This window comes from Streptomyces lasalocidi (assembly GCF_005280215.1).
Taxonomy (GTDB): Bacteria; Actinomycetota; Actinomycetes; order Streptomycetales; family Streptomycetaceae; genus Streptomyces; species Streptomyces longwoodensis.
The window spans coordinates 59534-81635 of the sequence record NZ_SZNQ01000001.1 but is presented as its reverse complement, the minus strand read 5'-3'; the positions used below and the strand labels follow the sequence as shown (position 1 = coordinate 81635).

General features: G+C 75.0%; 19 protein-coding genes. 4 read left to right on the top strand and 15 right to left on the bottom strand.

Annotated features, from left to right (window positions below):
* Nucleotides 1-121 precede the first annotated feature (121 nt).
* Nucleotides 122-1105: a hypothetical protein gene (locus E4U91_RS00370; protein WP_137304650.1), complete on the bottom strand. Its 984-nt coding sequence runs from the start codon at nt 1103-1105 to the stop codon at nt 122-124.
* A 326-nt stretch (nt 1106-1431) separates the two neighbouring features.
* Between E4U91_RS00370 and E4U91_RS00365 the strand changes: the two genes are divergently transcribed.
* Nucleotides 1432-3171 carry a hypothetical protein gene (locus E4U91_RS00365; protein ID WP_137304649.1) on the top strand — a complete coding sequence of 580 codons (1740 nt, stop codon included), beginning with the start codon at nt 1432-1434 and terminating at the stop codon, nt 3169-3171.
* 269 nt (nt 3172-3440) lie between these two features.
* On the opposite strand, the gene E4U91_RS00360 is transcribed toward E4U91_RS00365, so the two are convergent.
* Nucleotides 3441-4286 (bottom strand): MBL fold metallo-hydrolase, encoded by an 846-nt coding sequence (locus tag E4U91_RS00360; protein WP_174867727.1) that lies wholly within the window; start codon nt 4284-4286, stop codon nt 3441-3443.
* Nucleotides 4287-4407: 121 nt separating this feature from the next.
* Entirely contained in the window at nt 4408-5877 is a 1470-nt protein-coding gene (locus tag E4U91_RS00355; RefSeq protein WP_137304648.1) for an MFS transporter, read from the bottom strand.
* A 144-nt stretch (nt 5878-6021) separates the two neighbouring features.
* On the opposite strand from E4U91_RS00355, the gene E4U91_RS00350 reads away from it, so the two are divergent.
* The gene (locus E4U91_RS00350; RefSeq protein WP_174867726.1) at nt 6022-6966 is read left to right on the top strand and encodes a LysR family transcriptional regulator; all 945 of its coding nucleotides are present in this window, start codon (nt 6022-6024) and stop codon (nt 6964-6966) included.
* 19 nt (nt 6967-6985) lie between these two features.
* Here the strand turns inward: E4U91_RS00350 and E4U91_RS00345 are convergent, their stop codons facing one another.
* From E4U91_RS00345 to E4U91_RS38590, 3 genes are all read right to left on the bottom strand, one after another.
* On the bottom strand, nt 6986-7792 hold the full coding sequence (locus tag E4U91_RS00345; RefSeq protein WP_137304647.1) for an AfsR/SARP family transcriptional regulator: 807 nt from the start codon (nt 7790-7792) through the stop codon (nt 6986-6988).
* A gap of 181 nt (nt 7793-7973) precedes the next feature.
* Nucleotides 7974-9140, bottom strand: a complete 1167-nt coding sequence (locus E4U91_RS00340) for an IS701 family transposase (protein ID WP_137304646.1) — start codon at nt 9138-9140, stop codon at nt 7974-7976.
* 532 nt (nt 9141-9672) lie between these two features.
* The gene (locus E4U91_RS38590; RefSeq protein ID WP_206666897.1) at nt 9673-10287 is read right to left on the bottom strand and encodes a TetR family transcriptional regulator; all 615 of its coding nucleotides are present in this window, start codon (nt 10285-10287) and stop codon (nt 9673-9675) included.
* Nucleotides 10288-10460: 173 nt separating this feature from the next.
* On the opposite strand from E4U91_RS38590, the gene E4U91_RS00330 reads away from it, so the two are divergent.
* On the top strand, nt 10461-11231 hold the full coding sequence (locus tag E4U91_RS00330) for an SDR family NAD(P)-dependent oxidoreductase (protein ID WP_174867725.1): 771 nt from the start codon (nt 10461-10463) through the stop codon (nt 11229-11231).
* A 132-nt stretch (nt 11232-11363) separates the two neighbouring features.
* Here E4U91_RS00330 and E4U91_RS00325 read toward each other — a convergent pair whose 3' ends face one another.
* Nucleotides 11364-12107, bottom strand: a complete 744-nt coding sequence (locus tag E4U91_RS00325; RefSeq protein WP_174867724.1) for an HAD family hydrolase — start codon at nt 12105-12107, stop codon at nt 11364-11366.
* Complete coding sequence (locus E4U91_RS00320) at nt 12104-12790, bottom strand: ScbR family autoregulator-binding transcription factor (protein ID WP_174867723.1); 687 nt, start codon at nt 12788-12790, stop codon at nt 12104-12106. The genes E4U91_RS00325 and E4U91_RS00320 overlap by 4 nt, the downstream gene beginning before the upstream one ends.
* 133 nt (nt 12791-12923) lie before the next feature.
* Between E4U91_RS00320 and E4U91_RS00315 the strand changes: the two genes are divergently transcribed.
* A complete protein-coding gene (locus E4U91_RS00315; protein ID WP_168218036.1) occupies nt 12924-13871 on the top strand; it encodes a ScbA/BarX family gamma-butyrolactone biosynthesis protein in 948 nt (315 codons plus the stop codon).
* Here the strand turns inward: E4U91_RS00315 and E4U91_RS00310 are convergent.
* The 7 genes from E4U91_RS00310 to E4U91_RS00280 form a co-directional block, all read right to left on the bottom strand.
* Nucleotides 13798-14661, bottom strand: coding sequence for an HAD family hydrolase (locus E4U91_RS00310; RefSeq protein WP_137304644.1), 864 nt, complete (start codon nt 14659-14661; stop codon nt 13798-13800). The genes E4U91_RS00315 and E4U91_RS00310 overlap by 74 nt on opposite strands.
* A 150-nt stretch (nt 14662-14811) precedes the next feature.
* The gene (locus E4U91_RS00305; RefSeq protein WP_137304643.1) at nt 14812-16509 is read right to left on the bottom strand and encodes a 3-hydroxyacyl-CoA dehydrogenase family protein; all 1698 of its coding nucleotides are present in this window, start codon (nt 16507-16509) and stop codon (nt 14812-14814) included.
* A 78-nt stretch (nt 16510-16587) separates the two neighbouring features.
* A complete protein-coding gene (locus tag E4U91_RS00300) occupies nt 16588-17553 on the bottom strand; it encodes an aldo/keto reductase (protein WP_137304642.1) in 966 nt (321 codons plus the stop codon).
* Nucleotides 17554-17716: 163 nt separating this feature from the next.
* Complete coding sequence (locus E4U91_RS00295) at nt 17717-18952, bottom strand: beta-ketoacyl-[acyl-carrier-protein] synthase family protein (RefSeq protein ID WP_422070928.1); 1236 nt, start codon at nt 18950-18952, stop codon at nt 17717-17719.
* Nucleotides 18953-18957: 5 nt separating this feature from the next.
* Nucleotides 18958-19221: an acyl carrier protein gene (locus tag E4U91_RS00290; RefSeq protein WP_067237474.1), complete on the bottom strand. Its 264-nt coding sequence runs from the start codon at nt 19219-19221 to the stop codon at nt 18958-18960.
* 74 nt (nt 19222-19295) lie between these two features.
* A complete protein-coding gene (locus tag E4U91_RS00285) occupies nt 19296-20345 on the bottom strand; it encodes a beta-ketoacyl-ACP synthase III (RefSeq protein WP_137304641.1) in 1050 nt (349 codons plus the stop codon).
* Entirely contained in the window at nt 20342-22051 is a 1710-nt protein-coding gene (locus tag E4U91_RS00280) for an FAD-dependent monooxygenase (RefSeq protein ID WP_137304640.1), read from the bottom strand. Before E4U91_RS00280 ends, E4U91_RS00285 begins: the two co-directional genes overlap by 4 nt.
* Nucleotides 22052-22102: the final 51 nt, after the last annotated feature.

The window sequence follows — 22102 nt, the reverse complement described above, 5'->3', positions numbered from 1 at the left end:
AGCGGCAAGGGGCGGAAGCGGACGGCGCGGTCGGGCGCCGGGACGGGAACGGACACGAGCACGGCATCGGGCGCCGGGACGGGACCGGGCGCCGGGACGGCAGCGGGCACGGCCGGCGTGGTCAGGCGCGGCGCCGGAAACGGGCGTACATCGCCTCCGGCTGCGCCGCGTACTTCCACGGCCACGGCGTGAAGGCACCGCCCAGCTCGCGGTAGACGCGCCGGGCGGCCTCCTGCTCACCGGCGAGCGACAGGGCCATGGCGAAGATGTTGAAGTCCTCCTGCCAGCCCGGGCGCCGCTCGTAGGCCGGGTGCAGGATGCTGCGCTCGGCCGCGTGCCTCAGCTCCTGGCGGACCTGGGCGTTCTCGAGGTGGTTGCCGCGGTCGGACTCCACCCACTCCTCGATGTGGGCCATGGGGACCACGCAGCCCAGCCGGTGGCCCTCGGGCGCGCCGTCGAACGCCTGGCGGGCGAACGCCAGGGCCCGGCCGGGCTCTCCGCTCCAGCGCGGCTGCAGCTGCGACAGCCACTCCATGTGGGCCCCCAGGTCGAGCGGGTCGCGCCGCAGCGCGGCGTCGAACCGCGCCCTGGTCACGGCCCGGCCCAGCGACATGCCGCGCCCGGAGGTCAGCAGGCGCCGCCAGGGCGAGATCCACTGCGGGCGCAACTCCGCCGCCTGGAGGAGCTGTTCCTCCGCGATCTCCAGCCGCTCGTAGAAGACGCGCCACTGCTCCCGCGAGACGTCCACGGCACGCGCCGAGGTGCGGGCCTCCCACCCCCAGACGACGTGCCGGGCGCCGGAGACCAGCAGGGCCAGCGCCCGGTGCTCCTCGTCCTCCTCGACGGCCCGGCCGATCCAGTCCTGCACCCCGGCGACGTCGCAGACCTCCGCCAGCACCTGGTGCTCACGGCCGAGGTCGAACGGGACCGCCGCCCCCTTCACCGCCTCCCAGTCACCCGCCTCGGCGGCCTGCACCAGCGCCAGCACCCGCGTGTCCCCGAGCGCCTCCAGCCGGTACACCCCGCCCCTGCCCCGCGGGGCGGGAAGCGCGTGCGGATCCGCCGCCGGTCTGCGACCGCCCCCGCCGAACAGCCTGCCGAACATGCCGCGCCCTCCCCGTGGTCCCGCGTGATCGTGCGAGGCAGCATAAACGCTCCCCCTGACAGCACCTCCACGGGATTTCCACCGCCCGTACCCGGCCCCGCGACCACTCCCACCACGGCCGGCCGGACCCCCGCTCGCCGCAGCCGACCGTACCCTTCGCCGCGGCCGGCCGGGGCCGCCCGTGCCCCGTCGCTCCGCCGCAACGCGGCAGGCACCGCAAGCCGCCCCACGGCAGGTCCGCGCACGACGGGCCTGGTCGGTAGGGTTCTCCCTCTCGTCGACGATCAGTGGGGCGGCCCGGGGGCCGTCGGGGGAGGGAGACCGAAGTGGGCAAGCTGCCCCACGTGTTCGCGCTGCCACGGATGCTGCGGCACTTCACGGCCACCGGCGAAGGGCTGCCGCCCGACGGGGCGGTGGAGGTGGACGCGCCGGACCCCGCCCTGCGGGCCGCGCTGTCGGCGGCCCGCTCGGGCGACTGGCAGCCGGCGGCGGACCTCATGGCCCGCACGCGTACCGCCCGGGACTGGGAACGGCGCGGACAGTACAGCGCCGGCCTGGCCGAACTCGCCCTGCACCACACCGGATGGCTCGAGACCTGGCAGCAACAGCGGCCCGACGACCCCGACGTGGCTCTCGTGGCGGCCGAACTGGCCATCGACCGCGCCTGGGAGATCCGTACCGCCGCGCGCGCCCGGTACGTCTCGCAGGAGCAGTTCCGGGCGTTCCGCACGGTGCTGCGCGACGCCGAACCGGTCCTGCGCACCGCCGCCGACCGCAACCCCGGCGACCCCGTCCCCTGGCGGGTTCTCATCGCCCACGCGATGGGACTGGGCGCTCCCCGCGCCGTGTTCGACACCTACCTGGCCCGAGGACGTGAGGCGGACCCGCACCACGGGGGCCTGCACGCCCGCGCGGTGCAGTACCTGGCCGGCAAGTGGTACGGCTCCCACGAGGAGATGTTCGGCTTCGCCGAAGCGGCCGCCGCGGCGGCACCCGAGGGGTCACCGCTGCGCGGACTGCCCCTGCACGCGGTCACCGAGTACGCACTGGAGCACGACGCGGGACCCGGGCACGGACCCGTCGCCTGGTCCCGGATCGAGCAACTGGTCGAGGCAGGACTTCAGTTGTCCGCCGGGTACGAGCCGGGCGACCGGCGGGCGGCGGGCTTCCGCAACCACCTCGCGCTCGCCCTGATCCGCTCCGGACGCGAAGCCGAGGCCCTGGAGGTGTTCCGCCTCATCGGCACCGACGCCCGCACCTTCCCCTGGGCGTACCTGGGCGATCCGCGGGAGACCTTCCTCCTGCTGCGCAAGGGCGTGCGCACCCAGGTGGCGTCCCGGACGCCGTACTTCGCCGGCTCCGTCCCGCCACCGGCCGTCGGCACGACCGGCACGGCCGGTACGGCGCCGGTGCAGGACGCCGCCACGGCCCCCGTGGCCATGGCCGTCGCGCTCGCCGGCGCACCGCTGCCGGAGGTCCGCACAGCCGTCCTGCTCACCGGCACGGCCCTGCGCCTGGCCCCGGCCCGCGGGGGCCGCACGTTCGTGGAGATCGCGGCCTCGGCGGAGCCGGCGGGCCGCCGCAAGGGCCTGCGCCGGACCCTGCTCGGCGAGGGCGGGCTGCCCCGGCTGGCCGCCACGTTCAGCAGGGGCGAGACGTGGCCGGTGCTGGTGGCGGTCAAGGAGGGCACGGACTGCACGCTCCACCTGTACCGCGACGGCCGCCTGGTGACCGCCCACGCCTGGTGGGCCGATCCGGCCGAAATGCCGACGCAGGAGGATGCGGCGCAGCGCGCGACCGCGCTGGCGGCGGCCTACGGCAGGACGGACCACCGGCCCCTCGCCGCGGTCCTGCGCGGCACCGGTGACCCGCGCCGGCACCTCGACGAGGCGTTCACGGCACTGGGACTGCCCCCACTCCCGGCCCGCTTCGGGGACCGCCCCGAGCCCCTGGCCGAGATGCCGGGCGCCGAACTGGTCGAACGGCGTTCCGTCTTCCGCGCGATCAGGGAGTCACTCTCCGAGGACGACGGCGCCTCCGGCGGAGAGCTGCCGCCGCTGTCCTGACGACCGTGGGCCCGCCCCGTCCCCAGAAGCGGTCCTGCCGGGGGGAATGACGCCGGGGTCCGTGCTGTTGTGAGGGGTGTGGTCGTGGAGGGGACAGTGTCCCCGGGCCTCACCCCTTGCCTGTCGGGACGATCGTTCGGCTGAAGCCCGGCAGTGCCTTTCGCCGCGTAGGCGACCGCCCTCCACGACCACACCCCCCTCTTCCTACGCTGCGGCCCCGGACCGGCATCTGCCCCCGGGGCCGCAGCGTTTGTGCCCGCGGTGCGGGGTCACAGCGGGTGCCAGTCCGCCGTCGCCGTGTCGTCGGTGCGGGCGCGGCCGAAGACGACGTCGGCGAAGTGGATGCCGAAGCCCAGGGTGTCGGGGCGCAGGAGTTCGGTGACCAGGGCGCGGCGGTGGTGTTCGGCGGCGGCCGGGTCGGCCTCGCGGATCACGGACCACTCGGGGTGGCGTATCTGCAGCGGGGACAGCAGCGCGTCGCCGAAGGCCAGCAGGCGGCTCCCGCCGGAGGCGATCACGAAGCCGGTGTGGCCCGGGGTGTGGCCGGGCAGGGCCATCGCGTGGACGCCGGGGAAGACCTCCTCGCCCGCCAGCAGGGGCCGGGTGCGCGGTTCGAGGGCGCTCAGCGCGTCGTCGCGGTCGTCCCACTCGCCCTTGGGGACGGCGAGGGCGGCGCGCGGGAACAGCGGCGGGTCGGTGAGGGCCCAGCCGGTGTGGTCGGGGTGCAGGTGGGTGAAGGCCACCGTCTCGATGTCGTCGGGGGAGCGGCCCAGCAGGGCGAGGTTGCCGGGCAGCAGGCCGCCGTGGACCGCGCCCCGGTAGGGGTGCGCGGGGTCCTCCGGTACGGCGCGGGGGCCGAACCCGGCGTCGATCAGCAGGGCCCGGGTGCCCGACTCCACGAGCAGGCCCCCGGTGTTGGCGACGAGCCGGCGGGTGTCGTTGAGGTAGGCGCCGTACCTGACCCAGTGGCGGTCGGCGGCCACCGGGGGAGCGGTGTGCGGCTTCAGGAGCATCGCCCCGTCGGGCACGTAGCTGACCTTCAGCGCCCCCACGCGCAGGGTGCGCACCGCGGAGGGCCTGCGCAGCCGGCTGTCGCTGTCGCTGCCGTCGTTCATGGGTGGTCTCCTCGTCCTGCGATGCGTGCCGTGCGGCTGCGGGTACGGGCGCGGCGCGGCCGTCCGCCGACGAGAGACGGCGGACGGCCGCGCCGGATGCGCGGGTCGGACGGGCGGCGGACTACGCGGGGGTCCGCCCGCGCAGCAGGACGCCGACGAGCAGCGCGCCCACCAGGGCGACCACACCGGCGGTGACCATGCCGGCGTGCAGTCCGCCCAGGACGTCCGCGGGGGTGGGCGTGCCACCGGAGGACAGCGCGTTGGTGCGGGCCGCGGCGATCGCGCTCAGACCGGACACGCCGATCGCGGCGACGTACTGCGGCAGCTGCGACAGACCGCCGACGACGCCCTGGTCCTCCTCCGTGACGCCCGTGGTCATCACGGTGATGAAGGAGACCACGCTGAAGACGTGCCCCAGACCCATCACGGACGACGTCACGAGCAGGGCCGCCAGGTTGACGTCCTGCGGCAGGGCGAACATCGCGACGGTGCCGACGCCCTGGATGAGCAGGCCCGCGGCGAGGACCTTCACCCCGCCGAACCGGCCCAGCAGCCGGGCCACGTACATGCCGCCCAGGGTGGCGGCGGCGCCCTCACCGAGGTAGCTCAGGCCGGCCTGCAGGGCGCTGAAGCCCAGCACGTCCTGCATGTACAGGCTCAGCAGCACCGTCGTACCGGCGCACATGCCGAAGGTGATGACACCGAACAGGCCCGACCACTTCACCGACGGCCGGTTCAGCACGGACAGCGGCACCAGCGGCTCCGGGTGACGCCGCTCGACCAGCAGGAACACCACCAGCAGCAGCACGCCGCCGACGATCGGGCCGAGCGCGCCGGGACGGGTCCAGCCCTGGTCGCCGCCGGTGGAGATGCCGTACACCAGACCGAACAGGCCGAGCGTGGCGAGGATCGCGCCGGGGATGTCCATGCGCCGGGCGGCACCGGACTCGTGGATCACGGGCAGGGCCAGCGCACCGGCCAGCGCCAGCGCGCCCATCACGCACAGCGCGACCATCGTCCAGCGCCAGCTGAAGCCGTTGGTGATGACACCGCCGCCGAGCGCGCCGAACACGAAGCCCAGCGACATCACGGCGCCGTTCAGGCCCAGGGCACGCGCCCGCTTGGGGCCCTCCTGGAAGTAACCGGTCATCAGCGCGATGGCGGCCGGGGCGATCATCGCGGCGGCGGTGCCCTGCCCGATGCGGGTGGCGATCAGCACGCCGGGGCTGTTGGCCAGGGCCGCGCCCAGCGAGAACAGGGTGAACACCCCGACGCCGAGCGTGAACAGCCGCTTGCGGCCGATCAGGTCGGCGACCCGCGCGAACAGCGGCAGCAGGCTCGCCGACGGCAGCAGGCTGGCCGTGGCGACCCACTGCAGCGTGCCGGCCGAGGAGAAGCCCAGCGCGGAGCCGATGTCGGGCAGGGCGACGGTGACGATGGAGAAGTCCAGGCCGCACATGAACGTCGCGCAGCACAGGGTGATCAGCACCAGCCACTCGCGCGGGCCGAAGACGGCGCCGGCGGCGGGCCCGGGTGGTGCGCCGGCCTCGGTCGTGGTCGGGGCGGGAGGTGAGGATTCGGTGACGGCCATGAGCGGTCCTTCCTGGCGATCCGGGGTTGCCTGATCAGCTTCGAATCGGCGGGCCTGCGCAACAAGGACGATCTGTGCAACGATCGATTCGCTGGGCTAATCGTTCGAGGTCACGCACGACCGAGGGGCGCGGGAGAGTCGTTCATGGAACGCCAGGAGATCGAGATTTTCCTGACCCTCGCGGAGGAACTGCACTTCGGGCGGACCGCCGAGCGGGTGGGCGTCTCGCAGAGCAGGGTCAGCCAGACCATCGCCCGCCTGGAACGCCGCGTCGGGGCGAAGCTGTTCGACCGCACCAGCCGGCAGGTCACCCCCACGCCCATCGGGGAGCAGCTCAGGGACGACCTGGGGCCGGCCTGGCGGGGCGTGGAAGAGGCCGTCGCCCGCGCCATGGCGGCCGGGCGCGGCATCACCGGCTCGCTGCGCATCGGCTTCTCCGGCGCGTTCACCGGCCACCTGCTGCACAGCATCACCGAGGTGTTCGCCCGCAGCTACCCGGACGTGGACGTGCAGATACGCCAGGTGCAGATATCCGACCCCTACGGGCCGCTGCGCGCCGGTGACGTCGAACTGCAGGTGACCGAACCGCCCCTCACCGAACCGGACCTGACGCTGGGCCCGGTGCTGGTGTCACAGCCCAGGGTGCTGCTGATGTCGTCCTCGCACCCCTTCGCGCGGCGCGAGACGGTGGGCGTGGAGGACCTGGCGGAGGCGACACTGCTGACGGTCGCCGGGAACGTGCCCGCCCACTGGCTGGACCACCACTTCCCGCGGCAGACGCCGTCGGGCCGGCCCATCCCGCACGGACAGGCCATGACGCACTGGGAGGACGCGCTCTCGCTGGTCCTGGCGGGCAAGGGCGTCACCCCCGTGGCGGCCGCGGGCGCGCACTACTACAGCCGGCCCGGGCTGGTCTTCAAGCCCCTCGACGGCGCCCCGCGCATCGACTACGCGTTCGTGTGGCCCACCGGCCACGAGACGGCCCGCCTGCGGGCCTTCGTCCGGGCGGCGATGGACCGCATCCGTGAACTGGGCGGCCCCACCCGGGCGGTGGAAAGCCTGTGGGGCGACCCGGCCCCGGGCCCGTGACCGTCCCGGGGCGCGGCCCTCACCCCAGGGCCCCCGCTCCCGCCGCCGCCAGGTAGCGCTGGTCGGGGTGGTCCTGGAGCATCACGTGGTGCAGGGTCGTGGTCGACGGGGACGGGGGCAGGCCCAGGTCGTCGGTCATCCGGCGGTGCAGCGACTGGTAGACGTCCAGCGCCGCCGCCCGCCGCCCCGACGCGTACAGCGCCCGCATCAGCTGGCTGTGCAGGTTCTCGTGGTACGGGTGCTCGCCCACCAGGGCGACGGCCTCCCCGACCGCCTCCTGGAAGCGCCGGCACAGCAGCAGCGCGTCGATGCGGACCTCGCAGGCCGCCAGGTGCGCCTCGTTCAGCACCCGGGCCTGCACGGTGAGCCGGCTGCCGTGGCGCACGTTGCCGAAGGGCGCCCCGCGCCACAGGGCCAGCGCCTGGCTGAGCACCTCGGTGGCGGCGTGCGCCCGCCGTTCCTCCAGCAGGCCGCGGGCGGTCAGGACCAGCTCCTCGAAGCGGGGGCGGTCCCATTCCTCGGGCCGCAGCCGCAGCACGTAGCCGTTGCCGTCGGTCACCAGCCGCTGCTCGGCGATGTCGCGGGCACTGCTGCCGCTGCCGGCGGCCAGGGCCTTGCGTATCGCCCCGATGTACGTCTGCAGCGCGGTCGTCGCGGTGCGCGGCGGTTCGCCGTCCCACACCTCGCTCAGCAGCGCCGGCACGGACACGCGGTGGTTGGCCTTCGCCATGAGCAGGGCGAGCACCTGCCGCTGCTTGGGTGCGCTGGGGGTGATGTCACGCCCCTGTGCGCGCACGTCGATCGGTCCAAGGACACGGAACTCCACAGCCCCTCCTCGAGGTCGGGTCTCACCGCCCGGCGCGGCGCGCGGTGTGCGGGCGAACAGTCGGCGGGAGCTGCGCGTCACTGCGGGGCTCCCGTGGTGCGGTGGGGGGAGGGGGCCGGCGGCCGGGCGCTCCCGTGGTGCGGGTGTGGGGAGGAGGGCCGCGGGCCGGCCGGGGCGAGGGTCAGCAGTCGCCGGGTGCCAGGCACATCTCGTGGCCCAGGCGGCGGTGCGCCGCGGCGACGGAGACGAGCGTGGCGTGCCGGTGCCAGCCGGGGTAGGACCGGCCGGCGAAGTCGTGCAGGCCCAGTTCGGCCTCGGTGTCCCCGATCCGGGCGGCGGGCGCGCTGCCGAGCAGCCCCAGGACGCGGGGCTGGTGGGCGGGGGGCAGGTTGGTCAGCCAGATCCGGTCCGGCCGGGGCCGGGCGCTGCTCCAGACACCGGCCAGCACGGCCGGCTCGCCGCCCGGGAGCAGCACCCCCGTGGTGCCGAGCCGCTGCCTGCCCGGGGCGGGCGGGCCGGCCGGGTCCGGGCGGGCGTGCCGGCGCAGCCGGTCGGCGACCGTCTCCAGGGCGGTGTGGCGCGCCACGAGACGGCGCCCGGCACCCCGCCGGGTCCCGCCGTCCGCCCTGCGGACGCTGCTCGCCGGGTGGGGGCCGGGGAGCGGGGCGAGGGACAGGGGCAGGGTGTCGGGGACGACGACGACCCAGTCCAGACCGCGGGCCTGAAGCCCCTCGATCACGGGCTCGGCGTCGATGTGCCCGTCGGTGTGGACCACGACCGGCGCCTTCACCGGGCTGGTCCGCACCAGCCGGTCGGCGAGGGCCAGGCACAGCTCGGCCGCGCTGGCGTGGCCGGCACCGTCGGGGATGCGGGCCTGGTGGCGCAGCGCGGCGTCCTCGCTCCAGCGCCGGGGCAGGTACAGCCGCCAGTCCACGGAGAGGTCACCGAGCTCCCCGGAGAGGAACGCGCCCACCGCCAGCTGGCAGTTGACGGTGCGTCCGGAGGCCGGGACGAAGCGGCGGTGGACGCCGACGGCGAGCGCGCCCCGCTTGGGGATGACCACCGGGCACAGCGTCCAGGCGTGCGCGGGGGCGTGCTCGGCGACCCAGCGGGTGAGTTCGGCGCGCACCGGGCGCCAGGGCCAGGCGCTGTCGTTGACGAACTGCTGGAGCGACTGCGGCGCGGTCGGCGACGGCGTCACCGAGGCCGCGATGCGCCGCAGGGTCTTCTTGCCGGGCGTGCACAGCAGCCCCTTCACGTACACGCCCGCCCAGCGCCGCTGGTCGGCCCGCGGCAGGTGGGCGAACAGCCGCTGGGCCGACGGGACGTGCTCGGTGGCCGGATGCATGAGGACTCCTCTCTCCCGGTCGCCGTAAATATACAGAACATTCTCTATGTTTCTAGGGCCCGGGGAGGAGGCGGCGGGGGAGCGGGGCGGATACAGGGGGTCTGAGCTGGGCGGGAAGGGGCGCGCCGGGCACGAGAAATCCCTGCGGGAGGGCGGGCGACGGGCCGTGGGACCGGCAGCGGGGGCGTGTGCGGGGCGGGTTCAGCGAGGGGGTTCCGGCTGTGGAACGGTCCGTCGCCCCGGGGCGTGCAGCTGGCGCGGCCCGGCCCGTGGTACGCGCCGGGCGGCGGATTCAGCAAGGGGGGCTCCGGGCGGCCCGACGCGGCCGCACCAGCTGGGCCCGGCCCGGCCACACGCCGGCTCGATGCCGGATCGCGCCGGCCTGACGTCGACCGGACGCCCGGCCTGACGTCGACCGGACACCGGCCGGACGCCGGACCGCGCCGGCAGGCACCGCCAGACGCCGACCCGCAGCCGGTCACCACGCGAGGCCCGACGTCGGCCAGGCGCCGGTCGCAGACCGCCCCCCGGCTCAGGCGCCGCAGGTCTCCGTGTCGGCGGGGCGGGACAGCAGCGTGCCCAGGGCCTTCAGGGCCTGGGCCAGGTTCTCGTCGGGGGCGTCGCCGGTGACCGGGCGCAGTGCCTCCGGTGTCGAGGCGGCGGCCTCGGCGCCGAGCACGACGTGGGAGAGCAGGGTCGTCACCGCCAGCGGGGTCAGCCCGCTGTCCGCGCGCTGCTCGTACCAGGACCGTTCCAGCGCGTCGCGCAGGCCCGGGGCCCAGCAGTCGTACCAGCCGCCGTGGCCCGTGGCGTGGCCCTCGCGGGTGAGGCGGGCGGCGGCGCGCACGCTCGGCGTGGTGCGCAGCGCGCCGGCGAGGGCGAGCACCGTCTCCAGCGCGCCCTGGAAGCCGGGGGCGGCGGCGGTGGCGTCCAGCGCGGCGCGGGTGGCGGCGGCACCGGACTCCTGCACGGCGTCCGCGAGGGCCGACTTGCTGCGGAAGTGGAAGGTCAGCGCGCCCATGGTGACCCCGGCGGTTCTGACGATCCCGTGCAGCGAGGTGCCGTCGTAGCCGTGTCCGGCGAACTCGGAGGCGGCGGCCTCGACGATCCGCTGCCGGGTCTGCTCAGCCCGCTCCTGCCTCGCCACCTGTCTCGCCTCTCCTCCCGCCCCCCGTGGTCGGTCCGTGACGCCCACGATAGGTCAAGAAATTCCCAAGAACTCCGGAGAACGAGCAGCTCGGAACGTTCTTGGCAGGTTGGCTGGTAACGGCCCGTCCCAATCGCCTGACCGTCCGTGAGCCGAATGTTTGACTGACGGTCATGATCGAACGCACGTACGCAATGAGTGGCCGGGTCGTCATGGTCACCGGCGCCTCGTCGGGCATCGGCGCGGCGGCGGCCCGGCTCTTCGCCGAGCACGGCGCGGCCGTCGTGCTCACGGCCCGGCGCGAGGCGCAACTCGCCTCGGTGGTCCAGGACATCGAGGCCAAGGGCGGCCGCGCGACGCACGTGGCCGCCGACATACGCCGCGGTGAGGAGGTCGAGCGGGTGGTGGCCGCGGCCGTCGAGCGCTACGGCCGCCTGGACGCCGCCTTCAACAACGCCGGCCACGCCACGCTCGGCACCGACCTGCACGAGATGAGCGACGACGACTACGACACCGTGATGGACGTCAACGTCCGCGGGGTGTGGAACTGCATGCGCCACCAGATCCGGGCGATGCTGCCCACCGGCGGCGGCGCCATCGTCAACACCGCCAGCGTCGCCGGTCTGGTCGCCACGGGCGTGGGCGCGCCCTACGTCGCCGCCAAGCACGCGGTGATCGGGTTGACCAAGGCCGCGGCGGCGTCGTACGGGGAGCGGGGCATCCGGGTCAACGCGCTGGCCGTGGGCAGCACGCTCACCGAGATGATGGAGTCGCTGCGCGAGCAGATGCCCGGCGTGGACCAGGCGTTCTTCGCGCGCGCCGTGCAGAAGCGGTTCGCGGCGCCCGTGGAGGTGGCGCAGGCCGCGCTGTGGCTGTGCAGCGAGGCGTCGTCGTTCGTGACCGGCGCGACCCTCCCGGTCGACGGCGGCACCCTCGCGGTCTGAACGCCGAACGGCAGGCGGCGCTGGCCCCGCACGCCCCACCGTACGGGACGCGTACGCACCTCGTACGCACCCCGTACGGCAACCGCACGGCCGAACGCGCCACCACCCGGGCGGCTCGTGGGCGGGCCGGCGCTACCCGGCCGCCACCGCCACCCGCTCCCCGGCCGCTCCGGCGGCCGCCCCGGTGGTCCACAGCGTGCCCGCCGCCGCCTCGGCGTCCACGGTGCGCAGCAGCCGTTCGTCGATCTCGTCCAGGCCGGCCACCAGGTGGCGCACGCCGGCCCGGCGCATCAGCTCGCCCTGGTGGCTGTGCTCGAAGTCGCTGGGGCGGCCGATGAACGGCGCCCCGAGCGCGCGGGCCGCCTCGGCGACGCGGGCCACGTCGTCGACGAAGAGGACCTGGCCGTGCTCCAGGCCGAAGTGCGCGGTGATCTCGCGCAGTCCGGGGCGCACGTCGTTGGTGCACAGGTAGTGCGGCGGGGTGAACAGGTGGGCCAGGGCGCCGAGGTGCTCGTCGAAGTGCGACTTGGCCAGGCCGCCGTAGCAGACCACGTCCAGTCCCGCGGCGGCGAGCCTGCGCAGCAGCGCCTCGGCGCCGGAGGTGACGTGCACGGGGTGGTCGGCGAGGTAGGCGGCGCGCTCCTCGAAGTAGGCGGCCAGTGCCTCCTCGCCGGTCAGCTCCTGCGGCACCGCCGCCGCCATGGCGAGTCCGGCGTCGCTCTGGCGCTGGGAGAAGACGCTGCGCTCGACGTCGGCGGAGTAGACGCCGCCGCGGCGGGTGACGAAGCGGTGGATCAGCGGGCTGAAGGTGTCGTTGAGCAGGACGCCGTCGATGTTGACGGCGGCCAGTCTCAGCCGGTGCAGGCGGTCGGTCATGGTCGGGTTCCCTCCCCTTCGGCGGGCGCGCCCAGGGACGTCCACAGGGACAGGGCGCGCTCCTCGCTGTTCTCGATCCCGTCGAGCGCCGGGCCGGTGGCGATGCCGGGCAGCAGCAGCCGCCACATGCTGACCGTGCGGCGGGGCAGGTCGGCCCGCCGGGACACCACCTGCGCGTACTCCTGCATGCCCGTGCAGGCGCCGACGACGAACTCGGCCAGCTCCTCGCTGTGCACGTGCTCACGCAACTCGCCCTGGGCGCGCGCCACGTCCAGGCAGTCCTGGAAGCTGCGGGCCCAGGCCGTGTACGGCGTGGCGTCCTGCAGGCCGCTGGCGGCCTGTTCGGCGGTCAGGCGCACGCCGGCCCGCAGCAGCGGGTCGGCCTGCAGCGAGTGCGACCAGATGAGGGTGATGTCCACCAGGCGCTGCAGGCCGGTCGTGGGCACGTGCGGCTCGATGGTGCTGCGCTGGGCGTTCATCACCTCCTGCGCGAGGTTCTGCTTGTCCTTGAAGTGGAAGTACAGGGCCCCTGCGGTCACCCCCGCGCGCTGCAGGATCTTGTTGATCCCCGCGCCGGCGTAGCCGAACTCGTCGAAGACCTCCGCGGCAGCCTTCAACAGCTGCTCTCGGGTGTGAATCGCGCGCTCCTGCTTGAGCGCGCGACTCGTGTTCGCTCGTGCCATGGCTGCATCCCGGTCTCGACAAGAAAAAGAACGTCCTCTATGTTACTGGCCGTGGCGCGGCCCCGCCAGGGGTGTGGGGCAGCGCATGTCGGTGCGGCAGCCAACGGCCGCGCACAACAGGGGGGTTACACACATGAACACGTCGATGACGGCCGTCGCCTCGAGAGCGCTGCGCGTCGAGAAGGGCCTGGTCCACAAGCACGACGCCGGGCAGGTGCTGCTGTCGGGCCTCACGCGCCTGGGCCAGGACGAGTTCCTGATCGGGGCCGACTGGACCGACACCGCCGGACTGGGGGACGGCGCCGTCCTGCTCACGGAGACGATCCGGCAGACCTTCCCGCTGCTGTCGCACGCCGGGTACGACGTCCCCTTCGGCCACCGCCTGGCGTGGAGCGAGTACCGCTACGCGCTGAACCTGCCCTCGCTGCGCGAGAACGGCATCGGCGGCCGGCCCGACCTGCACATCCGCTGCTACGACGTGATCCGCCGGCGCGAACGGGTCACCGGCCTGTCGCTGCACATCACCGTGGTGCGCGACGGCGTGCAACTGGCCACCGCCCACACCCGGTTCACCATCCAGCCGCCCGCCATCTACGACCGGCTGCGCGGCGCCCGCGGCGACGCCTACCGCATGCTGGAGCTGGCCCGCAGCCGTCCGCTGCCGCCGCCGGTCGCGGGCGCCGGGGTCGGTGAGGAGTTCCGCGACGTGGTGCTCTCGCCCACCGACGCCACCGACCGCTGGCAGCTGCGGATCGACACCCACCACCCGATGTACTTCGACCACCCGAGCGACCACGCCCCCGGCATCCTCCTGCTGGAGGCGGCCAAGCAGGCCGTGCGCACCCTGCGCCACCCGCGCGTGGGCGTCGCCGAGGCGATGGAGACGGTCTTCCACCGCTACGTCGAACTCGACTCGCCCTGCTGGGTCGACGCCCAGCTGCTGCCCGACGACCAGCTCGGGCGGGCCCGCTTCCTGGTGACCATGCACCAGGAGGGCCGGCTGTGCTTCACCGCGCTGGTGTCCGTGGCCAAGCAGGAGCAGGAGCAGGAGCAGGAGCGGTCGCGGCCGACGGCCGGCTGAGCGGGGCCGGGCCGATGCCCGGCAGGGTGCCTCCGCCCACCCCGGCGACGTGCGCGCCGAGGACCAGGTCCTCGCCGACCGCGACGGGATGGCCCACGGACCGCAGCAGGTCCAGGTCGGAGGCGTGATCGGCATACGCGGCGGCGCGCGAGGGATCCACCGCGCGCCGCCGCATCAGCGCGCGCGCCAGCCGGCCCTTCTCGGCGCCGATGACCGGGCGCTGCACCACACCCGTGCAGTACCCGCCCTCGTACGACGGCTCGCTGCACAGGATGTCGTCGGCGCCGAGGAGCGCGGCCACCGGCTCCAGGCACGGCCGGAACGAGCCCGACACCAGCACGATCCGCGCACCGCGCGCCCGGTGGCGGGCCAGCGCGTTGACCACCGGCAGGTGCAGCAGGGTGCCGCAGGCCAGCTCCGCGTCGAACCAGGCCCGCCCGTGCGCGAACAGCTCCTCACGCGGGCGCCCCGCATACAGCCGGTAGTACTCCCGGTTGGTGACCAGCCGCGATATCCCCGCCGCCGACCTGCGCCGCAGGGTGCCCGCCGCCTGGTCGTAGGCCGACTCGGGCAGTCCGCGCTCGCGGTAGTGGAAGCGCAGGAAGCGGAACATGCTCTTGACGGTGATCAGTGTCTCGTCGACGTCGAAGAACGCGAGGTCCACGGGGGCGGGATCGCCGTCGGCGGATTCCTGCTCCCGCTCCTCGCGTGCCCGCTCCTCCTCGCGTGCCCGCTCGTCGTGCGGTGCCGCGAGCGCGGGCCGGGGGAGGGTGGTCCGGGTGTGTGACATGGCTTCGGCCTTCCGGTCGGGTGACAGGGGTGAAGCCGGGCGGCGGCCCCCGGGGGAGGTCGGGGCCGCCGCCCGGCTGTTCGGGGCGGCCGGCCGGCGCGGCCGGCCGCGGTGCGGGCCGTCGCCGCAGCGGGAATTCGGCCCGCGGGCTCAGGCGGCTGCGGCGACCGGGGCGGCCGCGCGGGCGGCGAGGTAGGTGCGGGTGCCCTTGCCCGGGGTCTTGCGGCCCAGGTGACCGGCCTCGACCAGCTCCCGCAGCAGCGCCGCCGGCCGCGGTGCCCGCAGCCGCGCATCGCCCTCGAGGCGCCGCTGCACCTCCAGCGCCACGTCCGCGCCCACGGTGTCCAGCAGCCGTACGGGCCCCAGGGGCTGGCCGCCGACCGACTTCACGGCCGCGTCCAGGGCGGCGGTCGTCGTCTCGTCCGCGTCGAGCAGCTCCAGCGCCTGGTTGAGGTAGGGGAAGAGCAGCGCGTTGACGATGAAGCCGGCCCGGTCCCCGCACGTCACGGTCTGCTTGCCCAGCCGCTCGGCGACCGCGCGGGCCCGGGCCAGGGTGTGCTCGCTGGTGCCCGCGAGGGGGACCAGCTCCAGCAGCCGCATCAGCGGGGCCGGGTTGAAGAAGTGCAGGCCCAGCACGTCGGCGGGGCGGCCCGCGGGCGCGGTGCACTCGGCCACCGACAGGCTGGAGGTGGAGGTGGCCAGCAGGGCGTGCGGCGGGCACACCTCGCCCAGCTCCGCGAACAGGTGCTGCTTGACGGCGAGGTCCTCCACGACGGCCTCGACGACGATGTCCGCGCCGCCCAGCACCGAGCGGTCGGTGCCCGCGGTGAACGCGGCGTGGCCGCCGGGCTCCGGCTCGCCCGCCGTGGCGGTGCGCCCCAGCGCGAACTGGACGCGCTCGGCGGCGGCCCGGGCGCTGTCCTCGCTGCGGGCCAGCAGCGCGGTGGCGAACCCGCCGCGCACGAAGCACTCGGCGATGCCGGTGGCCATGGTCCCCGAGCCGACGACCACGACGCGGCAGCCGGGCGGGGCGGTCGGCTCCACGGACCGCCTCGCGCCGCCCGCGCTGCCGTGGACGTGGAACCCGCGGCCGCTCTTGCGGCCGAGCGCGCCGGCCGCTATCAACTCGTCGAACACGGGCGCCGGTTCGCTGTGCCCGCCGTCGCGGGCGAGGCGGGAGAGCAGGTCGCGCGCGGTGTCCAGGCCGATCGCGTCCAGCACCGCCAGCGGGCCCTGCTCCCAGCCGCAGCCCAGCCGCAGCGCGGTGTCGACGTCCTCGGCGCTGGCGTACCCGTCGTGGACCATCCACGCGGCCCGGTTCAGCAGGCCGAGCAGCAGGCCGGGGGCGAGCGAGCCGGGCCGGTCCAGGACCCGGTGCGCGGTGATGCCGGCCGCGGTGAGGACCTCCTCCAGCCGCTCGGCGGCGCCCTCCCCGGCGCGCGGGCCGCGGGCGACCTCCACGGCGTCCAGGCCGTCGGCGCGCAGGAAGCGCAGCGCGAACAGGTCGGGTCCGGCGGACTCCTCCAGCGCGGTCAGCGGTGTGGTGAGCGCGGTGGTCGCGACGGGGGTGCCGGGGGCGAGGTGGGGGCGGATCGCGGCCAGGACGCGGCGTTTGAGCGCGGCTGGTTCCGGCACGGCCTCGACGACGAGGTCGGCGCGCGCGACGGCGTCCAGGGAGCGGGTGAGGGTCACGGGGTGCCCGGGCCGGTCCTGGCGGCGGGCGCGCTCCAGGGCGCCGGGGTCGTCGTCGACGCCCACGACGTGCAGCCCGGCGCCGGCCAGGTGCCGCACCAGCGCAAGACCGGCACCGCCGAGCCCTACGACGACCACGGTGAACTGCTCGGACATGGTGTGCTCCTGTCGGTGGAAGAAGGGGAAGCGCGGTGGGGCGGGCGGAGGGGGGAGAGGGAGCAGAGGGGGGCGGTGTCAGTAGCGGTCCCCGGCGGCCGGCGGCGCCGCGTTCAGTTCGTCCAGGTCCTGACGGGTCAGGCGCAGCCCGGCCGCGGCGAGGTTGTCCGCCAGGTAGCGGGGCTGCTTGGTGCCCGGGATCGGCACGACGTGCTCGCCCTGGGCCAGCGTCCAGGCCACCGCGACCTGTGCCGCCGTCGCCCCGTGCCGCGCGGCGACCTCCTGCACGGTCCGCGTGATCCGCAGGTTCGCCTCGAACACCTCCTGCGCGAAGCGCGGGTTGCCCGCCCGGAAGTCGCCCGCCTCGAAGTCCGCGGGCCCGCTGTAGCGGCCGGTGAGGAACCCGCGCCCCAGCGGGGCGAACGGCACGAACGCCGCCCCGTGCGCGGCGCACCACCCGGAGATCCCGCTCCCCGCGTCCAGCGGTTCGCGGGTCCACAGGGACAGTTCGGACTGCACGGCGGCCACCGGGTGGATGCCGTGGGCGCGGTCGGCCTGCTCGCGGGTGACCTCCGACAGCCCGAGGTGGCGCACCTTGCCCGCCCGGACCAGCTCGGCCAGGGCGCCCCAGGACTCCTCCAGGGGGACGGCCGGGTCGACCCGGTGCAGGTAGTACAGGTCGATGACGTCGACGCCGAGGCGCCGCAGCGAGGCGTCGGCGCAGCGCCGGATGCGCTCGGGCGAGCCGTCGCGGCTCAGCGTGCGGGTGGCGAGGTCGTCCACGACGATCCCGGTCTTCGTCGCGACCACGGCGTCCTCGCGGCGCCCGGCCAGGGCCCGGCCCACGAGCCGCTCGTTGTGGCCGGCGCCGTAGGCGTCGGCCGTGTCCAGCAGGACCGGGCCCGCGTCCAGGGCCTGCCGGATCACCGCGACCGACACCTCGTCGTCGCGCCGGGACTCGTCGTAGCCCCAGCTCATGCCCATGCAGCCGAGACCGACAGGGTGGACGGACAGCCCGGTGGGGCCCAGGACGCGCAGTGTCACGGGGAGTTCCTTCCGCAAGCGGAGAAAGAGAGAAAGACGAGAAGGGAGAAGAGGAAGAGAGGGAGAAGAGAGGGAGGGGGAGGGGGAGGCGCGAGGGAAGGGGTGGGGGCGGGCCCGGAGGGCCGGGGCGGTGGGGCACCCCGGCGCCTCCGCCGGTGCACCGTCAGGCCGCCGCCGTGAGGACCAGCGCGGCGTTGTGCCCGCCGAACCCCAGCGACGTGCTCGCCGCGACGCTGATCGGCCGGTGGCGAGCGGAGCGGGTGACCACGTCGATGTCGACGTCGATCGACGGGTCCAGCGACTGCACGTTGGCGGTGGGGGGTATCGCGCCGTGGTACAGCGACAGCGCCGTGTACGCCGCCTCGACCGCGCCCGCCGCGGCGAGGGTGTGCCCGGTGACGCCCTTGGTGGAGGTGACGGCCGCCCGGTCGCCGAGGACCGAGTGCAGCGCGCGGGCCTCGGTCAGGTCGTTCATCGGGGTGGACGTGCCGTGCGCGTTGACGTGCTCCACCTCGTCGGGCAGCACGCCGGCGTCGTCCAGCGCGGCCCGCAGCGCCCGGGCCAGCCCCTCGCCCCGCGGGTGCGGGGCGGTGGCGTGGTGCGCGTCGGAGGTGGCGCTGAACCCGGCGATGTCGGCGTAGCGCCGCGCCCCGCGGGCGGTGGCGTCCGCGCACCGCTCCAGGACGAGGATCGCCGCGCCCTCACCGGCCACGAAGCCGTCCCGGTCCGCCGCGAACGGCCGCGACGCCGCGCCCGGGTCGTCGGTGCGCCCCGACAGCGCGCCCATCCGGGACAGCCCGTTGAGCGTGCCCGGGCTGATCGCGGACTCGGTCCCGCCGGCCAGCACCACGTCGCACAGGCCGGACAGCAGCCATTCGCGGGCGGTGCCGATCGCGGACGCCCCCGAGGCGCACGCGGTCGCGGTGACCAGGCTGGGGCCGTGGATGCGCAGGTCCATCGCGACGTACCCGGCGACCATGTTGACCATGCTCATGGGGATCATCAGCGCGGACACGTCCTCGGGGGTGCCCTCGCAGTAGGTGCGCAGCTGCTTCTCCAGGGTGCTCGCGCCGCCCAGGGAGTTGCCGATGACGACCCCGACGCGGGTGCAGTCCCACGAGCCGGTGTCCAGGGCGGCGTCGGCGACGGCCTGCCGGGCGCCGACCACGGCGAGCTGGGTGAAGCGGTCCAGCTTCCACGCGGTGCGCCGGCCCAGTTCGGCCGTGGGGTCGAAGCCGGGGACGCGGCAGGAGATGTTGACCTTCTCGCCCTTGAGCTCGGGGTCGGTGGCGGCGGCGGAGACCCCGGACAGCACGCGCCGCCAGTTCTCCTCCACCCCGATCCCGGCCGGGGTGACCAGGCCCATGCCGGTGACCGCGACACCGCGGCCCCGGGCCACGCCGCTCACGACCGATCCGCCTTCGCACGGATCACGGCGACGGCCTCGTCCAGGGTGAAGGACGACTTCAGCTCGCCCTCCTCCAGGACGATGCCCAGGTCCTTGCGCAGGATCAGGCTCAGCTCCACCAGGATCAGGGAGTCGATCTCCAGCTCGTCGAAGGTGGCGCCGGACGCCAGTTCCGCCTCGTCGAGGCCGAACTTCTCGCTGATCAGCGCGGAGACGCGGTGCTTGAGGGACTCCTGGGTCGGCATGACGGGAGCGCTCATGATGGTGGTTCCTTCCGGTGAGATGCTCGAATTCCCAGCGAATTCAGGGTGTTTGATAGGGTTCGTACGGTGGTTCAGCGGTGCGGCCGGCCGGTTTCCAGCTCCGGCCAGACCAGTGCGGCCGATCCCCAGGTGAGCCCGCCGCCGAAGCCGGTGAGCAGGACCCGGTGACCGGGCTGGAGCTCCCCGCCGGCGACGGCGTCGCGCAGGGCGAGGGGGATCGAGGCGGCGACGGTGTTGCCGACCCGGTCGAGGTTGGCGACGATCTGCTTCTCCTCCAGGCCGAGCTGCTCGCCGACCGCGTTGAGGATGCGGATGTTGGCCTGGTGCGCCACGACCTTGTCGACCTCGGCGGCGCTCCAGCCGACCCGCTCCAGCAGGCTCTGCGAGGAGCGGCTCATGTCCAGCACGGCCCGGGTGAAGACGGGCCGGCCGTCCATGGTGAAGAACTCCTCGCCCTCGGCCGCGGGCCCGGGCACCGAGCGCTGCCGCGAGCCCCCGGCGCGCACGGTGATCAGGTCGGCGCCGGAGCCGTCGCTGCCCAGGTCGAACCCGAGCAGGGCGCCCGGCTCGCCGCTGTCGCCGGCCCGCAGCACCACCGCTCCGGCGCCGTCGCCGAAGATGGCCCGGGTGGTGCGGTCGGCGGGGTCGAGGATCGTGGAGAAGGTGTCCGCGCCGATCACCAGGGCCCGCCCGGCGATCCCCGCGGTGATCATGGAGGCGGCGGTGGCCAGGGCGTAGACGAAGCCCGTGCACACGGCCGACACGTCGAAGGAGGGCACGGGGCCCAGTCCGAGCCGGTGCGCCACGTCCGGCGCGGTGGCCGGGCAGGGCCGGTCCGGCGTACTGGTGGCGAGCACCACGAGATCGACCGGGTCGACCGGGTCGACGCCGTGGTCCGCCCGCCCGGCCGTCGCGCGCGCCGAGGCCAGTGCCTGCGCGCCGGCCGCCACCGCCAGGTCGGAGGTGGACTGGCCCGGGGCGACGACGTGGCGCTGCCCGATCCCGGTCCGGGTGCGGATCCATCGGTCGGAGGTGTCGAGCTGCTCGGCCAGTTCCTCGTTGGACACGATCCGCTCGGGCAGCGACCCGCCCAGCCCGCACAGCACCGCCGCGCGGCTCACGACGCCAACTCCTCGGCCACGCCGGTCACCTCGGCCGTCGTGGCCGTGATGCCGTCCGCGGGGCCGGGCCCGGGCGCGGTGCGCGCGGCGGGGACCGTCAGGGCCCGGACCGTGCCCGTTCCCGCCGCGGGGCGGAAGCTGCTGCCGGCGCGGCGCAGCGCGGTGCGCACCGCCGTCGGCTCGGGCTCGACGATCGCCGCCACGTGCCCGTCGGGACGCACCACCAGCGCCCGGGGCGCGGTGCCCAGCAGCGGGGCGAAGCCCGGCCAGCCGGACACGTCCCGCACGGGGACCCCCTCGGGCACGGCCGCCGTGACCGAGGCGCGCGCGGCCAGCCACGCGGCGTCCTGGCGGGCGCCGGCCCACAGCATCACCGTCAGCCGGGCCGGGTCGATCGCCGGCCAGCGCTCGGCGTTCGGCTGGGGGGCGTCGTGCGCGGCGAACACCGGCAGCCGGTCGCCGGTGCGGATGCGGCGGGTCAGTCCCGGCAGGGTGTCGCGCAGGGACTCGGCCGGCCGGTAGCTGACGTCGTGCTGCGCCATCAGCGGGGCGCCGAACCGCTGGAGCGCGCCGGTGCGGTGGGCCAGGCGTACCGTCGCGTCGCGCAGGGCGAGTTCGTGGCGCCGCTTGAACAGGCCCCAGCTGGTCTGCTTCGCGGTGGTCAGCACGATGCGCTCGGCGGCCAGGCGCCGGTCGGTGTCGTAGGTGTCGAGGATGCCCGGCTCGAAGGCGCCGCGCACCACGCCGGCCAGCTTCCAGGCGAGGTTGACCGCGTCCTGGATGCCGGTGTTCATGCCCTGGGCGCCGGCCGCGCTGAACACGTGCGCGGCGTCGCCGGCGAGGAAGACCCGCCCGGCCCGCATGGTCTCGGCGACCCGGCGCCGGGCGCGGAAGATCGTGGACCACTCCAGCTCGCCCACGATGCCCGGGCGCGGGGAGCGTTCGTCGACGAACCGCTGGAACAGCTCCGGCGGCGGCCCCTGTTCCCCGCGCCAGTCCGGGACGCTGATGGCCAGGCGGTAGGTCCCGCCGCCGAACGGCGCGATGCCCAGGGCGCCGGAGCGCGAGTAGCAGTAGACCAGGGCGTGCTGGTCCAGGTCGCCGGCGACGGGGCCGTCACCGATGGCGAACAGGACGTCGTTGCCGGTGCCGAGGAGCTCGATGCCGGCGAAGCGGCGCACCGCGCTGTGCGCGCCGTCCGCGCCGATGACGTACTCGGCCTCGACGCGGTCGGTGCTGCCGTCGGCGCGGCGCACCTCGGCGACGGGCCGCTCGCCCGCGGTGTCGAGCCCGGTGAGGGTGCCGAACTCGATCTCACCGCCGTAGGCGGCCAGGCGGGTGCGGATGACCTCCTCGGTGGTGTCCTGCGGGACGACCACGCCGAACGGGTAGGGGGTGCCGGCGAGCCGGCTCATCTCGACGGCGCCCAGGTGGCGCTTGTCGGAGTAGTACTGCACCGAGTCCAGCCGGTTGCCGCGCTCGATCAGCGGCTCGCTGGCGCCGATCCGGCCGAGCAGTTCCAGGCTGCGCGGCCACACGACGCTGGCCCGCGAGTGCTGCTGGGGCTGGGCGGCCGCGTGGTCGACCAGCCGGACCGGCACGCCCTGCGCGAGCAGCTCGGTGGCCAGGACGAGTCCTACGGGGCCCGCGCCCACGACGAGGACGGGACGCCGTTCACCGGGCCCCCCGCGCTGAGGGAACGTCATGACAGTGCCTTTCAGGAAGGTGGGAGAAGGAAGTTGAGGGGGTGAGGGGGG

Excerpts from the sequence above, each read along its gene's own strand:
- E4U91_RS00370 (WP_137304650.1), bottom strand. The coding sequence starts at position 1,105 with ATGTTCGGCAGGCTGTTCGGCGGGGGCGGTCGCAGACCGGCGGCGGAT.
- E4U91_RS00360 (WP_174867727.1), bottom strand. The coding sequence starts at position 4,286 with ATGAACGACGGCAGCGACAGCGACAGCCGGCTGCGCAGGCCCTCCGCG.
- E4U91_RS00355 (WP_137304648.1), bottom strand. The coding sequence starts at position 5,877 with ATGGCCGTCACCGAATCCTCACCTCCCGCCCCGACCACGACCGAGGCC.
- E4U91_RS00350 (WP_174867726.1), top strand. The coding sequence starts at position 6,022 with ATGGAACGCCAGGAGATCGAGATTTTCCTGACCCTCGCGGAGGAACTG.
- E4U91_RS00340 (WP_137304646.1), bottom strand. The coding sequence starts at position 9,140 with ATGCATCCGGCCACCGAGCACGTCCCGTCGGCCCAGCGGCTGTTCGCC.
- E4U91_RS00330 (WP_174867725.1), top strand. The coding sequence starts at position 10,461 with ATGATCGAACGCACGTACGCAATGAGTGGCCGGGTCGTCATGGTCACC.
- E4U91_RS00325 (WP_174867724.1), bottom strand. The coding sequence starts at position 12,107 with ATGACCGACCGCCTGCACCGGCTGAGACTGGCCGCCGTCAACATCGAC.
- E4U91_RS00320 (WP_174867723.1), bottom strand. The coding sequence starts at position 12,790 with ATGGCACGAGCGAACACGAGTCGCGCGCTCAAGCAGGAGCGCGCGATT.
- E4U91_RS00315 (WP_168218036.1), top strand. The coding sequence starts at position 12,924 with ATGAACACGTCGATGACGGCCGTCGCCTCGAGAGCGCTGCGCGTCGAG.
- E4U91_RS00310 (WP_137304644.1), bottom strand. The coding sequence starts at position 14,661 with ATGTCACACACCCGGACCACCCTCCCCCGGCCCGCGCTCGCGGCACCG.
- E4U91_RS00305 (WP_137304643.1), bottom strand. The coding sequence starts at position 16,509 with ATGTCCGAGCAGTTCACCGTGGTCGTCGTAGGGCTCGGCGGTGCCGGT.
- E4U91_RS00290 (WP_067237474.1), bottom strand. The coding sequence starts at position 19,221 with ATGAGCGCTCCCGTCATGCCGACCCAGGAGTCCCTCAAGCACCGCGTC.
- E4U91_RS00280 (WP_137304640.1), bottom strand. The coding sequence starts at position 22,051 with ATGACGTTCCCTCAGCGCGGGGGGCCCGGTGAACGGCGTCCCGTCCTC.